The sequence below is a fragment of the Aeromonas sp. CA23 genome, from assembly GCF_002587065.1.
GTDB lineage: Bacteria > Pseudomonadota > Gammaproteobacteria > Enterobacterales > Aeromonadaceae > Aeromonas > Aeromonas bestiarum.
Genome location: NZ_CP023818.1, coordinates 3,409,735 through 3,424,512, shown reverse-complemented (window position 1 = coordinate 3,424,512; position 14,778 = coordinate 3,409,735). Strand labels below are relative to the sequence as shown.

Annotated in this window: 10 protein-coding genes; 5 read left to right on the top strand and 5 right to left on the bottom strand. The window is 59.6% G+C overall.

Annotated elements, in window-relative coordinates:
* Nucleotides 1-13: 13 nt before the first annotated feature.
* Nucleotides 14-1,750, bottom strand: coding sequence for an ABC transporter transmembrane domain-containing protein (locus CK910_RS15935; protein WP_098985119.1), 1,737 nt, complete (start codon nucleotides 1,748-1,750; stop codon nucleotides 14-16).
* A 141-nt stretch (nucleotides 1,751-1,891) separates the two neighbouring features.
* Entirely contained in the window at nucleotides 1,892-4,693 is a 2,802-nt protein-coding gene (locus tag CK910_RS15930) for a response regulator (protein WP_098983955.1), read from the bottom strand.
* 155 nt (nucleotides 4,694-4,848) lie between these two features.
* Here CK910_RS15930 and trxC point away from each other — a divergent pair, with 155 nt between their 5' ends.
* Together trxC and CK910_RS15920 are read left to right on the top strand one after the other, a co-directional pair.
* The gene (gene trxC / locus CK910_RS15925; RefSeq protein WP_098983954.1) at nucleotides 4,849-5,289 is read left to right on the top strand and encodes a thioredoxin TrxC; all 441 of its coding nucleotides are present in this window, start codon (nucleotides 4,849-4,851) and stop codon (nucleotides 5,287-5,289) included.
* Nucleotides 5,290-5,443: 154 nt separating this feature from the next.
* Nucleotides 5,444-6,829, top strand: coding sequence for an SLC13 family permease (locus tag CK910_RS15920; protein ID WP_098983953.1), 1,386 nt, complete (start codon nucleotides 5,444-5,446; stop codon nucleotides 6,827-6,829).
* Between the two features lie 65 nt (nucleotides 6,830-6,894).
* Here CK910_RS15920 and CK910_RS15915 read toward each other — a convergent pair whose 3' ends face one another.
* Together CK910_RS15915 and CK910_RS15905 are read right to left on the bottom strand one after the other, a co-directional pair.
* Nucleotides 6,895-9,372 carry a glycogen/starch/alpha-glucan phosphorylase gene (locus CK910_RS15915; protein ID WP_043139112.1) on the bottom strand — a complete coding sequence of 826 codons (2,478 nt, stop codon included), beginning with the start codon at nucleotides 9,370-9,372 and terminating at the stop codon, nucleotides 6,895-6,897.
* 386 nt (nucleotides 9,373-9,758) lie between these two features.
* On the bottom strand, nucleotides 9,759-9,956 hold the full coding sequence (locus CK910_RS15905; protein WP_005300391.1) for a DUF4250 domain-containing protein: 198 nt from the start codon (nucleotides 9,954-9,956) through the stop codon (nucleotides 9,759-9,761).
* A 233-nt stretch (nucleotides 9,957-10,189) separates the two neighbouring features.
* Between CK910_RS15905 and CK910_RS15895 the strand changes: the two genes are divergently transcribed.
* Complete coding sequence (locus tag CK910_RS15895; RefSeq protein WP_098983951.1) at nucleotides 10,190-10,681, top strand: cell division inhibitor SulA; 492 nt, start codon at nucleotides 10,190-10,192, stop codon at nucleotides 10,679-10,681.
* A gap of 278 nt (nucleotides 10,682-10,959) precedes the next feature.
* Here CK910_RS15895 and CK910_RS15890 read toward each other — a convergent pair whose 3' ends face one another.
* Nucleotides 10,960-12,483 carry a fumarate hydratase gene (locus tag CK910_RS15890; RefSeq protein ID WP_098983950.1) on the bottom strand — a complete coding sequence of 508 codons (1,524 nt, stop codon included), beginning with the start codon at nucleotides 12,481-12,483 and terminating at the stop codon, nucleotides 10,960-10,962.
* 295 nt (nucleotides 12,484-12,778) lie between these two features.
* On the opposite strand from CK910_RS15890, the gene pabB reads away from it, so the two are divergent.
* Both pabB and CK910_RS15880 read left to right on the top strand, forming a co-directional pair.
* Nucleotides 12,779-14,065 (top strand): aminodeoxychorismate synthase component I, encoded by a 1,287-nt coding sequence (gene pabB / locus CK910_RS15885; protein WP_253852899.1) that lies wholly within the window; start codon nucleotides 12,779-12,781, stop codon nucleotides 14,063-14,065.
* Nucleotides 14,066-14,147: 82 nt separating this feature from the next.
* On the top strand, nucleotides 14,148-14,714 hold the full coding sequence (locus CK910_RS15880) for a CoA pyrophosphatase (RefSeq protein ID WP_098985118.1): 567 nt from the start codon (nucleotides 14,148-14,150) through the stop codon (nucleotides 14,712-14,714).
* The last annotated feature ends 64 nt before the right edge of the window (nucleotides 14,715-14,778 follow it).

Below are 14,778 nucleotides of genomic sequence, written 5' to 3'. Positions count from 1 at the left end.
CTAATCATCACGCTCACAGGCTCTCCTCCACGTCTTGTTCCAGCCGCTGATAGCGAACCATGTCTGCGTACCAGCCGTTGTGAGCCATCAGGGCGCCGTGACGGCCCCGTTCGCTGACGCGCCCCTGCTCCAGCACGAGGATCTCGTCGGCCTGCTCCACCGCCGTCATGCGGTGGCTGACCAGGATAAGCGTCCGTCTATGGGTCTTGAGGGCCTGCAGTATCTGCTGCTCTGTATGGGCATCCACCGCCGACAGGGCATCGTCCAGCACCAGGATAGGCCCCTCCAGCAGCAGGGCGCGGGCAATGGCGAGCCGCTGCTTCTGGCCGCCGGAGAGGGTCACCCCCTTCTCCCCCACTTCGGTCTCATAGCCCTTGGGGAAGCGGCTGATATCGTCATGCACACAGGCAATGCGCGCCACCTGCTCTATCTCCTCCGAACTGGCGTCTGGCCGGCCTATGGCTATGTTGGCGGCTATGGTGGTGGAGAACAAAAACGGCTCCTGCGGCACATAGGCAAACTGACCACGCAGCTCGCCAAGGGCCAGCTGCGCTATGGGCACGGCGCCCATGCTGAGCTCGCCGGCCGTGGGATTGGCGAGGCGCATCAGCAACTTGAGCAAGGAACTTTTGCCCGCCCCCGTGCGACCCACCACCCCCAGCATGCCGCCGCTGTGCAGGGTGAAATCGATATTGCGCAGCAAGGTACGCTGCTCCAGCTGGTAGCTCACACCCTTGGCCTGGAGCGGGAAGGCGGAGACAAACACCGCCGGCTCAGCCGGTTCTTCGATGTCGCTGCGCTCGGCCAGCAGGCTCTCGATGCGCGAGTAGGCGGCGCTGCCCCGCTCTATGATGTTGAACAGCCAAGCGATGGCAAACATGGGCCAGATGAGCTGGCCCAGATACATGGTGAAACTGGTGAGCTCCCCCAGGGTCAGCTCGCCACGCACCACCAGCACGCTGCCACCGGCAACGGCGAGAAAGTAGGAGCAGCCGATACAGAGATAGATGACGGGGTCGAACTTGGCATCGATGCGCGCCACCGCCATGTTGCACGCCCCCGCCTGCCGGGTCAGCTCGGCAAAGCCCTTGTCCTCCAGGGATTCAACCGCATAGGACTTGAGCACCCGCACGCCGGAGAGCGCCTCCTGGGTCTTGTTGTTGAGACGGGAGAAAGCCCCCTGCGCCGCCTTGAACTCCTTGTAGATCTGGGTGCCAAAGCGGTTCATGAAGAACGCCATCACCGGCAGGGGCAGCAGGGAGAGCAGGGTCAGCTGCCAGGAGTACTGGCTGCACATGATGGAGAGCACCAGCACCCCGACTATGATGGAGTCCACCAGGGTCAACACCCCTTCCCCGGCCGTCATCTCCACCGCCTGGATATCGTTGGTGGCGTGGGCCATCAGATCGCCGGTGCGGTGGCGCTGGTAAAAATCGGGGCTCATGCGGGTAAAGTGGCTGAACAGGCGATTGCGCAGCACATAGGCCAGCCGGTAAGAGGCGCCAAACAGCATGACCCGCCACACGTAGCGCAGCAGATAGATGAGCAGACCCAGCACAAACAACCCCGCCAGATAGCCCATCAGGGTGTCGTTGTCGAGAGAGCCTTTGGCAATGCCATCCACCACCCAGCCCACCACCTTGGGCGGGATCACGGTCAACAGGGCTACCATCATCAGCAGCGAGATGGCGACCAGATAACGCCGCCATTGCTCCTTGAAAAACCAGCCCAGCCTTGAGAATACGCTCACGTAGATATCCTTTGTCGCGATCAGCCAGAGGCTGCCGCCCGTCACGGGGAAACGCAATGCAATCGCCCCCAGAAGGGGGCGATACGAGAGGGCCATGATAGCCTGAAGTGGCTGGCTTGAGAATAATTGCTATTTATCCCGTCACAATAAGCGATCATCTCGCTGTGCAAAGGGGCTGTATGGCGTTTCCTGCTGCTCGCCGGTCAGCAAGAAGTGGGACACCTCATCCCGGGTCAGGCTGAATACACGCTGCAATTGTTCCAGATCCGGCTCGGTCAGCTCTTCATTCTGGCGCAGGCGCCACTCCAGATCACCCGCCATGATCTGCAGGCGGGAGGCCGAAATATTGGCCGACACCCCTTTCAGGGTATGCAGCAACCGGCAGGCGATGTCGGGCTGCTGGCGGCGCAGGGCGGAGCGGATCTCCCACAAGTCATCCTTGTGCTCGGACATGAACAGCTTGAACAGGATCTGCAGCGCCTCCTTGTCCTGCTCCAGTCGTTTGAGGGCATCCTCCAGATCCAGCACCCCCATCAGATCCGGCGGTTTCACCTCCAGCGGTACCCGGCATTCGCCGCTGGCACTCTTCACCCACTGCAGCAGGTTGTTGTAGAGATCCAGCTTGCTGACCGGCTTGGTGACATAGCCATTCATGCCGACCCCGAGACAACGCTCACGATCACCGGGCATGGCGCTGGCGGTGAGCGCTATGATGGGGACGTCGTGCTTGTCCACCATCTTGCGGATCTGGCGGGTCGCATCCAGGCCGTCGAGCACCGGCATCTGCAAGTCCATCAGGATCACGTCGAACGGCTGCTCGGAGACCCGCTCGACCGCCTCGCGGCCGTTGCCGACCACGGTCACCACGGCATCCACCCGGCGCAGGTATTCGATGATGAGCTGCTGATTGACCCGGTTGTCCTCCGCCAGCAAGACCCGGACGCCTTGCAACAGCTCACGGAAGTGTTGCTGATCCCCCTGGGCTTCGGCCTGGCGGATCTGCTGATCGTGGGAGCTGCCATTGAGCAGCTCGTCCACCTTGGCCAGCAGGGCATTCTCCGTCATGGGTTTGGCCAGGAAGTGGGTCAGCCCCATGCTCTCCATGCGCCCGTGCAGCCCCTCCTTGGCCCAGGCGCTGGTCATCAGTATGGGCAGGCGCCGCCACTGGCTGTGCTGGTACATCTCGAGGGCCAGATCCAGGCCATCCTCCTGCCCCATACGCCAGTCCAGAATGGCCAGCCGTATGCTCTGGCCCTCCTCGCGCAGCACCTGACGAGCCCGGGAGAGGCTGTTGACCGCCACCACCCGGACACCGGCACGGCCGAGAATGTCCTTGGCCAGATCCAGCACAAGTTCATTGTCATCCATCACCAGAATGAGTGGTTGATGCTCGAAGAAGACCCGACGACCGGACACCCCATAGACGGCCTTGGTCATGGGGATCTCGAACTGGAACACTGAGCCGGAGCCCGGCTTGCTCTGCACCGTGATCCGCCCCCCCATCAGCTCGACCAGACGCTGAGAGATGTTGAGACCAAGGCCGGATCCCCCGTATTTTCGGGTGTTGCCCGCCTCCAGCTGGGTGAAGGGCTGGAACAGCTGGGCCTGCTTCTCCTCGGCGATGCCGATCCCGGTATCCCGCACGCTGAAACGCACCCGCATGGGGTGCTGGTTGACCAGGGTGATGGCCACCTCCACCTCGCCCCGCTCGGTAAACTTGATGGCGTTGTTGACCAGATTGACCAGCACCTGACCGAGTCGCAGCGGATCGCCGCGCAGGAAATCGGGCACGGCCGGTGACTTGTTGATGATGACCTCGACCTGCTTGCGCTCGGCCAGATCGGCAAACATGCCGGCGAGCGAATCTATCTGCTCGCTCAGATCAAAGTCGATCTCTTCCAGGGTCAGCTTGCCGGACTCGACCTTGGTCAGATCCAGAATATCGTTGATAAGCAGCAGCAAGGTGTCTGACGAAGACTTGATCTTGCTGAGGTAATCCCGCTGCTGCTGATCCAGATCGGTCTGCAGCGCCAGCGAACTGAAGCCTATGATGGCGTTCATGGGGGTGCGGATCTCGTGGCTCATGTTGGCCAGAAAATCGCTTTTCGCCTGGGCCAGCAAGCCGGTCTGACGCGACAGCTCGCTCAGCTTCTGGTTGCGACGCCACAGGGTGACGGCCACCAGTGCGAAACAGAGCATGGCGCCCCCCAGCACGATCAGATAGAAACGGCTCTTGAGGGAGGAGGCCTGGTCCATCTTGCTCTGCTTCCAGACCGACAAGCCATCGAGCTCATGCATGTCGATGACCTGGTTGCGCAGCACGTGGTAGTCCACCACCTGGTGGCTGACGTCTTCGCTCAACTGGGCGAGACCGGCCACCTCGGGGTGTGACGGATAGGCCGTCTTGAGCCGTTGTTGCAGTTTTTGCAACTGCTTCTGCTCGCCCTTGTCCCAACTGCGCTTGAGGTAGTGGCTGAGTTGCGCCAGCTCGGTCAGATCGATGGCCAGGGGGGCATCGGCCGGCAGGGTCGCCAGCAAGGCATTGAGCTGTTTTTGAAACGGCTGCTCTATGTACTCGATGGCCATCTCCATGGAGTAGAGTTTGGCCAAGTCCAGCAGGTAGCTGTCGATGTCGTGCAGCAGGGATTGGGAGTGGGGATTCTCAGCGGCGTCGGGGTCATTGCGCACCTGGCGCACGAAGCTGTCGAGGTTGCTCGACAGCTGGTTGAGACGCTGCTGAACATTGCCATCATTGGCCTTCTCCCGCCCCAGCAGATAGACGGTATCCGTGTTGACCCGGTTGAGGATCAACTCCGCCGCCACGCTGAGTTCGGAGGCCTTCTGCTGCTGACTGAGCAGTTGCCAGCAATAACCGGAGAATGCCAGCAGCGATACGATGATCAGGCTCAGGACAACACGATTGACCCGTGTCACATTATTCATCCCGTCTCGATTCTCATGTCATGGCCGTGTATCCGCCGACAGAATGCCGAAACCGGATCACTGGCTGTGAAAGATAACTGACTGCTATGTTACCGTTACTCGGCCCTGTCAGTGCAATAAAGATGTTGCAGGGCTTATGCATACAGGAATCAATTATGTCATTTATCACTACCTATTGTAGTCATTGCTTCACCAGGAACCGCCTGCCTGACGAAAAATTGGATTCAAACGCGAAGTGTGGCCGCTGCAAGGCACCGCTGTTTGGCATCACGCCCGTCACGGGTCGCGAGCAACAGTTCGATACCCTGATCCAATCCGACCTTCCGGTCGTGGTCGACTTCTGGGCCAGCTGGTGCGGACCATGCATACAATTTTCACCCATTTTTCAACAAGTTGCCAGTGAGCTTGAACCAAATATTCGCTTTGTCAAAGTCGATACCGAGCAGCAGCAAGCCATCGCGGCCCGCTACGCCATCCGCAGCATCCCCACCCTGATGGTGTTCAAGCAGGGCAAGATGGTGGCGCAGCGCAGCGGCTCCCTGCCCAAGAGCCTGTTCAAGGAGTGGCTGGCCTCCTTCATTCCCCCCGCCAAATGATGCCCAGATGTTTAATTTGTGTTTATTTAATGTTTTCATTTGCCTTGACTCTGTGAGTCCCGGCATGCTTTGACGACTTCCCCCTGTTTCAAACAGGGGGATAAATGTAATCTCGGCAACACAACAACAACCATAAATTAACCGAGAGAACATTATGCACACATCTGCTGTACCCTCCGCTCCCTCATCTCGCTGGCTCGACATCAAATCCGGGATCGTCATCCTGGATGTGCTGCTGCTCTGCGCCATGCTGGCCTGGCTGCCGTTTGATCCCATGGTCAACAAGGGGCTGGGCATTCTGGTCTTCATCGCCATTCTCTGGCTGACCGAAGCCCTGCACGTGACCATCACGGCCCTGTTGGTGCCCCTGCTGGCAACCGTGCTCGGGGTGTTTGACATGAGCAAGTCCCTCACCGACTTTGCCAACCCCATCCTGTTCCTGTTCTTCGGGGGCTTCGCCCTCGCGGCGGCCCTCTCCAAACAGGGGCTGGACACCCTGATGGCGGGCAAGGTGATGCACCTGGCCAACGGCCATCTGGGCTGGGGCGTCATACTGCTGTTCACCATCACGGCCGCCATGTCCATGTGGATCAGCAACACCGCCACCACCGCCATGATGCTGCCACTGGCCATCGGCATGTTGACGCGGCTCGACAGCCAGAAAGATCGCGCCACTTTCGTGTTCGTGCTGCTGGGGATTGCCTACAGCGCCAGCATTGGCGGTATAGGCACCCTGGTCGGCAGCCCGCCCAACGCCATCGCTGCCGCCCAGATGGGCATTGGCTTCACCGACTGGATGAAATTCGGCATCCCTGTGGTGCTGATCCTGATGCCCTGCGGCATTGCCCTCCTCTATCTGGTCACCCGCCCGCAGCTCAACCACAGGGTCGAGATCCAGGATGTCACCATCAACTGGACTCGTGAACGCAAGGTCACGCTGGCCATCTTCCTGACCACAGTGATGCTCTGGATCGGCTCGCAGCCCATCTCCAACACCTTTGGCGGCATACCTCAACTCGATACACTGATCGCCATGGGTGCCATCATCGCCATCGTGGTCAGCCGCGTCGCCAGCTGGGATGACGTCAACCAAAACACCGACTGGGGCGTGCTGATGCTGTTTGGCGGCGGCCTGACCCTGAGCGCCATCCTCAAGGCCACCGGTACCAGCGCCTTCCTGGCAAGCCACCTGTCGGCCGTGCTCTCCCATGCCGACATTTTCATCGTTTTGCTGATGCTGGCGGCCTTCGTGGTATTCCTGACCGAGCTGGTCTCCAATACCGCCACCGCCGCCCTGCTGATCCCGCTGTTTGCCGGGGTGGCCGAGGCGCTGGGCGTCTCCCCCATCGTCATGGCGGTGCTGATCGCCATCGGTGCCTCCTGCGCCTTCATGCTGCCGGTGGCTACCCCGCCCAACGCCATCGTCTTCGCCAGCGGCCATATCCGCCAGCGTGAGATGATGCGAGCCGGGATGGCACTGAACGTCGTGTTCACCGTGCTGCTGGCCGGGCTTGCCTACTTTGTCGGCGACATTCTCTGATCCGCTGACTCGCCCCCAGCAAAAAGCCCTCGCAATGCGAGGGCTTTTTCATATCCAGAGGGGGATCAACCCGCGATGTTGCAGCTCTTGAGGTTCCAGATCCGATCTACATAGTCCTGGATGGAGCGATCCGAGTTGAACTTGCCCATGGTGGCCGAGTTGATGATGGCCTTCTTGGCCCAGAGCGCCGGATCCCGATACCAGGTATCGATCAGCTTGTGCGCTTCGGAGTAGGAGGCAAAATCGGCCAGGGTCAGGTAGGGATCGCCCCCTTCCAGCAAGGAACGCTTGATGGAGGAGAGTTCGCCCGGACGACCCGGCGTGAAGTAATCGGTATCGAACCAGTCCAGCACGGCCTTGAGCTCGGAGTTGGCATAGTAGAAGTCATACGGGTTGTAGCCGCGTCCCTTCAATGCCTTAACCTCGTCCACGTTCAGACCGAAGATGGCGCAGTTTTCGGCACCCGCCTCTTCCGCTATCTCTATGTTGGCCCCATCCAGCGTGCCTATGGTGATGGCGCCGTTCAGTGCCATCTTCATGTTGCCGGTACCGGAGGCTTCATAGCCGGCGGTGGAGATCTGCTCGGAGACATCGGCGGCCGGGATCAACTTCTCGGCCAGGCTGACGCGGTAGTTCGGCATGAACACCACCTTCAGCTTGCCCTGAATGCGGGCATCGTTGTTGACTCGCTCCGCCAGCTTGTTGATGGCGTAGATGATGTCTTTGGCCAGCTTGTAACCGGGCGCCGCCTTGGAGCCGAAGATGAACACGCGCGGGTGCATGTCATAGTCAGGGTTCGCCAGCAGGCGACGGTAGAGCGCCATGATGTGGATGAGGTTCAGCTGTTGGCGCTTGTACTCGTGCAGACGCTTGATCTGGACGTCAAAGATCGCCTCGGCGCTCACATCGATGCCGGTTTCGGCCTTGATGACCTTGACCAGTTTCTCCTTGTTATGACGCTTGATAGTCATGAACTGCTGCTGGAACGCCTTGTCATCGGCAAACTTGGTGACGGCGCGCAGCTTGTCTAGCTGCAGCGGCCACTCCTTGCCCACCACTTCGTTGTACAGCTCGGCCAGCTCGGGGTTGCAGGCCAGCAGCCAGCGACGGGGGGTCACGCCGTTGGTGACGTTGCACATCTTCTCTGGCCACAGCTCGGCATACTCGGGGAAGAGATCCTCTTTCACCAGCTTGGAGTGGATCTCGGCCACGCCGTTCACCTTGGAAGAGCCGACCACGCACAGGTTGCCCATGCGCACCTTGCGCACGTCCCCTTCTTCTATGATGGAGAGCTTGGCCTTGATGGCATCGTTGCCTGGCCACTTGGGTTCGACCAGCTCGCTCAGGAAGCGGGCGTTGATCTCGTAGATCACCTCGAGGTGACGAGGCAGCACCTTCTCGAACAGGCTGACGGACCACTTCTCCAGCGCTTCCGGCAGCAGGGTGTGGTTGGTGTAGGAGAAGACCCGATAGCAGATGGCCCAGGCGGCATCCCAGTTCAAGTCTTCTTCATCTACCAGCACCCGCATCAGCTCGGGGATGGCCACGGTCGGGTGGGTATCGTTGAGCTGAATGGCGATCTGGGCGGCAAAGTTGCTGAAATCCGAGCCATGCACCCGCTTGTAGCGACGCATGATGTCCTTGATGGAGCAGGCACAGAAGAAGTACTGCTGGATCAGGCGCAGCTCTTTACCTGCATCTGTCTCATCGTTCGGATAGAGCACCTTGGAGATGGTCTCGGCCTGGGCTTTCTCGGCCTGGGAGTCGATGTAACCACCGGCGTTGAACACGTCCCAGTCAAAAAACTCGGAGGCGCGGGATTCCCACAGGCGCAGTATGTTGACGGTATGGCCGCCAAAGCCGACAACCGGGATATCCCAAGGCACCCCTTTGATCTTGCGACCGGCGTGCCATACCTTCTTCAGGCCGCCATTGTCACCAAACACGGTTTCCACATAACCGTAGAGCGGTATCTCCTGCACGGATTCCGGACGGCAGATTTCCCAGGGGTTGCCATATTCGCGCCAGGAGTCCGGACGCTCTATCTGACGACCATCCTGGATCTCCTGACGGAACAGGCCGTGCTCGTAATGGATGCCGTAACCGACGGCCGGGTAGTTCAGGGTCGCCAGCGAATCGATGAAGCAGGCAGCCAGGCGGCCAAGGCCACCGTTGCCGAGCGCCATGTCCGGCTCTTGTTCACACAGGTCGGTCAGTTCCAGACCGAGTTCACCCAACGCCTCTTCACACACTTTGTACAAGGAGAGGTTGTGCAGGTTGTTGGAGGTCAAACGCCCCATCAGGAATTCAGCAGAGAGATAGTGAATCGCACGAGTATCTTTCTTGAAATGAGTCTGCTGAGTGCGGGTCAGGCGCTCGTACACCTGTTCGTTGACGGCGGCTGCGGTCGCTTTCCACCACGCTTCTGGCGAGGCTTTCTGTTCGCTTGTACCCAAGGTAGAACGCAGGTGACGCACGATACTCGCCTTGAGCTGATCTTTATCCAGTTGGAGATCCTGGTCTGTCTTCTTCTTGGTAGCCATAAACCATTTCCTTCGTTACAGAATAATAAAATTGTTATCCCATCAGGGACCGGTGCTGTTGTTATCTCAGAATATGTTCCGGCGTGGGCATACTAGCTAAAGCCGATGGTTGAAAAGTTAACGCAAGTCACACTTTAACGCATAAAAATGACAGTTCAAGCTTGAAAACCCTTTCCTGAAACTTATTAAGCAAGAACGCTCATTCCATTTAAAATCAGCAACTTAACAAACTCATGCAAATATAAATCCGTGAATAGGTTTTCAATCATTGCCAAGTACTGAAAATCCATGAAAATAACTGAAAATACAGCGCACATTGAAATCGTTTTCAATGTGCGCTGTTCATGGGACCAGACTGACGATGCCCTGTGATGGCTATATCCCCTTTAACCATGCGCCTTGAACTGATTGCTCATGGGGTCGTAGTGATAGCCTATCTGCAATAAACGGGTCGCGAGCTGATCCTCCGTCATGTCGTAATAGGCCAATAACTCCTCCAGACCATCGCACTCCAGCCGCAGCTTCTCATTGATGATCCCGAGCAGGATATTGGCATCCAGTCGTTGCAAGGTGCTGACGTCCATCCTCATCTCTCCTCTTCACAAACCGACTGTATAACCATGAGCGCCTGCTCCCGCTTTGTCCATAGCCTAAAAAACACGCACACCCAGATGCAAGTAAATATTAATTAAAATCAATAACATGAACATAAACCCTGCCGATTAGATCACATTTTTGACCATAAATGGCTTGTCACTGGTGTGAGTTACAACTACTGTATACGCATACAGCATGGTTATTCATACAGGACAAACATATGAGCCAGCCCATGAGTCATCCCCCTTTCGCCGCCTCTGTCAGCATGAGCAATCCCTGGCCCACCCGGCATCAGGGCAAGGTGGAAGATGAACGCCTCATCGCATCTGCCAGCCAGGAACCGCCGCTGCTCGACGAGTTGGTGAGACTGAGCCACGGCGACACGGGCTGGATCCTGCTGATTGCCCCGCCGGGCCTGCCGGTAGCCAAACAGCTGCAGGCACAGGGGATCAATCCCGATCGAGTGCTGGTGGTACACAGCCCCAAGATCAAGAACTGGCAACGCATGCTGGAGCAGAGTCTGGGCAATGGCCACTGTGCGGCCGTCCTGACCTGGCTGCCTGAGCAGATCTCGCTGGATCGCGCCAAGCTGAGCAAGCTGGGGCAACGCTTCGGGGTGCTGACTCGCTTCTTCGAACCGGCAGGGACTGCCCTCCCCGTTCACAACTGCGCACTGGCCTATGGCGGACAGGATATCTACCTCAACCATTGATGCCGGCGAGAGGATGAAACCGTGCAGAGGCTGGGTCGTATGAAGAGTCGTAGGCACAGACCAAGACACCAACAGAGGTGGCAGGACGGAAAATGTTCAAGTAAACAAGGTTCAGCAGGACAACCCAGCCAGTGAACCGGTCGCCAATCCGGCCTGCCACTCATAGAAAAAGGCGACCCTGAGGTCGCCTTTTTGCGCAGTGCCTATTGTTGAACTCGATCTGCGAGTTGGCCGCTTCACCTTATGGCAGTAAAGCGGCTACCGGCAAGTTGGGCCACTCAGGAGAGCTTGCCATCGAGCTCGGCAATCTTGGCCGACCAGTAGGCCGGGCCTGTCTCGTGTATGTTGTTACCCTGAGAGTCCACCGCCACTGTCACCGGCATGTCTTCCACCTCGAACTCATAGATGGCTTCCATGCCCAGATCGGCAAAGGCCACCACACGCGCCTTCTTGATCGCCTTGGCCACCAGATAGGCGGCGCCACCGACGGCCATCAGATAGACGGCCTGGTGCTGCTTGATGCTCTCGACCGTCTTGGGGCCACGCTCGGATTTGCCTATCATGCCGATGAGGCCGGTTTCACCCAGCATCATATCGGTGAACTTGTCCATCCGGGTGGAGGTGGTGGGACCGGCCGGGCCGACCACTTCGTCACGCACCGCATCGACCGGGCCGACGTAATAGATGAAGCGGTTGGTGAAATCGACCCCTTCCGGCAGTCCTTCTCCCTTCTTGAGCATGTCGGCGATGCGCTTGTGGGCGGCGTCGCGACCGGTGAGGATCTTGCCGGAGAGCAGTACAGTATCGCCGCTCTTCCAGCTGGCGAGCTCGGCCTTGGTGATGCCGTCGACATTGACGCGACGCACGTTGGCCCCCGCTTCGCGGGTGATCTCCGGCCAATCAGCCAGTGTTGGCGGGGTCAATTCGGCCGGGCCCGAGCCATCCAGTTCGAAGTGGACATGGCGGGTGGCGGCGCAGTTGGGGATCATCACCACCGGCTTGGAGGCGGCATGGGTCGGGGCGCTCTTGACCTTCACGTCCAGCACGGTAGTGAGGCCGCCCAGGCCCTGAGCGCCAATCCCGAGCTTGTTGACCTTGTCATAGAGCTCGACCCGCAGCTTCTCTTCGGTGGTCTCGGGACCACGAGCGATCAGCTCCTGAATGTCGATATGCTCCATCAAGGCTTCCTTGGCCAGCACGGCCGCCTTCTCGGCGGTGCCGCCGATACCGATGCCCAGCATGCCGGGCGGGCACCAGCCGGCGCCCATGGTCGGCACGGTTTTCAGCACCCACTCGACCACATCATCGGAGGGGTTGAGCATCACCATCTTGGATTTGTTCTCGGAGCCGCCGCCCTTGGCCGCTATGCTCACTTCCACCTTGTTGCCGGGGATCATGTCGATGTGCACGACAGCAGGGGCGTTATCCTTGGTGTTCTTGCGGCTGCCGGCCGGGTCGGCCAGTACCGAGGCGCGCAGCGGGTTGTCCGGATTGGTGTAAGCGCGGCGAGTGCCCTCGTCCACCATCTCCTGCACCGTCATGTCGCTGTCCCACTGCACCTGCATGCCGATCTTGACGAAACAGGTGACGATACCCGTATCCTGACACAGGGGGCGATGGCCTTCGGCGGACATACGGGAGTTGATCAGGATCTGGGCCAGGGCATCCTTGGCGGCCGGGTTGATCTCGCGGTCATAGGCAGCCTTGGCGGCATGGACGAAATCGAGGGGGTGATAGTAGGAGATGTACTGCAGGGCGTCGGCGACGGAATCGATAAAATCCTGTTTTTTAATGATGCTCATATCATCCTCACTGGTCCTTGTCTTCGCCGTGACGGCAGAGCAAGGGCTTCCATATGAGCCGTGCTTCGGTGTGGTGGTGCCAGGCGAGGTGCCTGCCGATCCGATAGACAACGGCGTGTTTTTTCTAAAAATTCCGGCGCCTATGATACGCTTGCCCCCCCGTACCGGCTAGGGAGCAGGGTGCAAACTGTTGCCTGTGTAACAAAAAATGAAACCAACTCTTCATATCCACCATTTTGATCACCAGACGGCGCTGCATGCGCTGTTTGGCCGCCTGCATCATCAGCCCTGGGCCATGTTGCTGGAGTCGGCCGGCCCTCAAGGGGCGGACAACCGGTTTGACATCATCACAGCCGACCCGCTGGCGACCCTGCAGACCGAGGGGCCCTTGACCTGGATAGCCCAGGGTGAACAGCGCCAGTCATTTGATGCCGATCCCCTGACCCTGCTGGCACAACGGCAGCGCGAACTGCTGGGTGAGCTGGCGCCACACAGCGACGCGCTGCCTTTTATTGGCGGCGCCCTCGGGCTGTTTGGCTATGATCTGGGCCGCCGCTTCGAACGACTGCCGGTGCAGGCTGAGCGGGATGTGTCCGTGCCAGACATGGCGGTGGGCATTTACGACTGGGCGCTGCTGCGAGAGGTGGCGAGCGGCGCCTGGCAGCTGGTGCACTGGGGTGACGAGGCCGGCCTCCATCGCCGGCTGCAGTGGCTGGCCGCGCAACACGAGCTGTCAGCGCCGCCATTTGCCCTGCAAGGGGAGTGGCGCAGCAACATGAGCCGCGCCGAATATGGCGAGAAATTTGCGCGGGTACAGGCTTACCTGAGTGCCGGGGACTGTTACCAGATCAACCTGACCCAGCGCTTCAGCGCAGCTTATCGCGGTGATGAATGGCAGGCTTATCAGGCGTTGTCCCGCGCCAACCGGGCCCCCTTCTCGGCCTTTATCCGGCTGCCCCGGAGCGCCATCCTGAGCCTCTCCCCCGAGCGGTTCCTGCTGCTCGATGATCGCCATATCGAAACCAAGCCCATCAAGGGCACCCGCCCACGGCTTGCCGATCCGGGGCAAGATCAGGCCAGCGCCCTCGAACTGGCTGGCGCCGACAAGGACAGATCGGAAAATCTGATGATCGTGGATCTGCTGCGCAACGATATCGGCAGGGTGAGCCGGCCAGGTTCAGTCCATGTGCCCAGCCTGTTCGCGGTGGAGTCATTCCCGGCGGTGCACCATCTGGTCTCCACCATCCACGGCGAACTGGACAGCCGCTGGCAGGCGGTGGATCTGCTGCGCGCCTGTTTCCCGGGCGGTTCCATCACCGGAGCCCCCAAGATCAGGGCGATGGAGATCATAGAGGAGCTGGAGCCCCAGCGACGCAACGCCTACTGCGGCAGCATCGGCTACCTGAGCCAGCATGGCCGGATGGACACCAGCATCTGCATCCGCACCCTGATAGCGGCGGATGGCCAGCTGCACTGCTGGGCCGGTGGCGGCGTCATCGCCGACTCCGAGGTAGACAGCGAGTATCAGGAGACCTATGACAAGGTGGCCCGCATACTGCCGCTGCTGGATGCGCTGCGCTGAGCGCCTGACGAATGGACAGATGGATCGCCACGCGAGAGACTCAAGGGCAGATCCAAGAGAAGAGTTGAGAGACATAGCCCAGATGGACCGCACCGAACTGCTGACCCGCTTCTTGCTGCAACGCCCCGCCCCTGCCCATCGGCTGACGGTGGCAGGACTCAAGCCCGCCGCCGTCTTGCTGCCGCTGGTCGAGCGGGCCGACGGCCTGCAACTGCTGCTGACCCGTCGCAGCCCGCACCTGCGCCATCATGCGGGCCAGATAAGCTTCCCCGGGGGCAGGCAGGATCCCGACGACCGGGATTTGATCCACACCGCGCTGCGGGAAACCCAGGAAGAGCTCGGCATAGCGCCTGCCCAGATCGAGATCATAGGCACCCTCAGCACCCTCAATACCGTCTCCCAATACGAGGTACTGCCGGTGCTGGGACTGGTGGCCGCCGATTATCAGCTCACCCTGAGCCGGGATGAGGTGGCGCAGGCCTTCGAAGTACCGCTCAATCACCTGCTGGATCCGCACCACCATATCGCCCTGACCATTCCCAGAGCCGATCACCGCCACACCATCTACTGGATACCCTGGCAGGACCACTTTATCTGGGGGGCGACCGCCAGCATGATCCGCCAACTGTCTCGCCAGATTTCGATATAACATTTCGTCAACAGATTGCTGTGCAACATTTGCTCGTTAACACTAAAATAACGAAGCGCTTTAT

Coding starts and splice junctions, on each gene's coding strand:
- CK910_RS15880 (WP_098985118.1), top strand. CDS start 14,148: ATGGACCGCACCGAACTGCTGACCCGCTTCTTGCTGCAACGCCCCGCC.
- CK910_RS15905 (WP_005300391.1), bottom strand. CDS start 9,956: ATGGACGTCAGCACCTTGCAACGACTGGATGCCAATATCCTGCTCGGG.
- CK910_RS15895 (WP_098983951.1), top strand. CDS start 10,190: ATGAGCCAGCCCATGAGTCATCCCCCTTTCGCCGCCTCTGTCAGCATG.
- CK910_RS15915 (WP_043139112.1), bottom strand. CDS start 9,372: ATGGCTACCAAGAAGAAGACAGACCAGGATCTCCAACTGGATAAAGAT.
- pabB (WP_253852899.1), top strand. CDS start 12,779: ATGTTGCTGGAGTCGGCCGGCCCTCAAGGGGCGGACAACCGGTTTGAC.
- CK910_RS15920 (WP_098983953.1), top strand. CDS start 5,444: ATGCACACATCTGCTGTACCCTCCGCTCCCTCATCTCGCTGGCTCGAC.
- trxC (WP_098983954.1), top strand. CDS start 4,849: ATGTCATTTATCACTACCTATTGTAGTCATTGCTTCACCAGGAACCGC.
- CK910_RS15890 (WP_098983950.1), bottom strand. CDS start 12,483: ATGAGCATCATTAAAAAACAGGATTTTATCGATTCCGTCGCCGACGCC.
- CK910_RS15930 (WP_098983955.1), bottom strand. CDS start 4,693: ATGAATAATGTGACACGGGTCAATCGTGTTGTCCTGAGCCTGATCATC.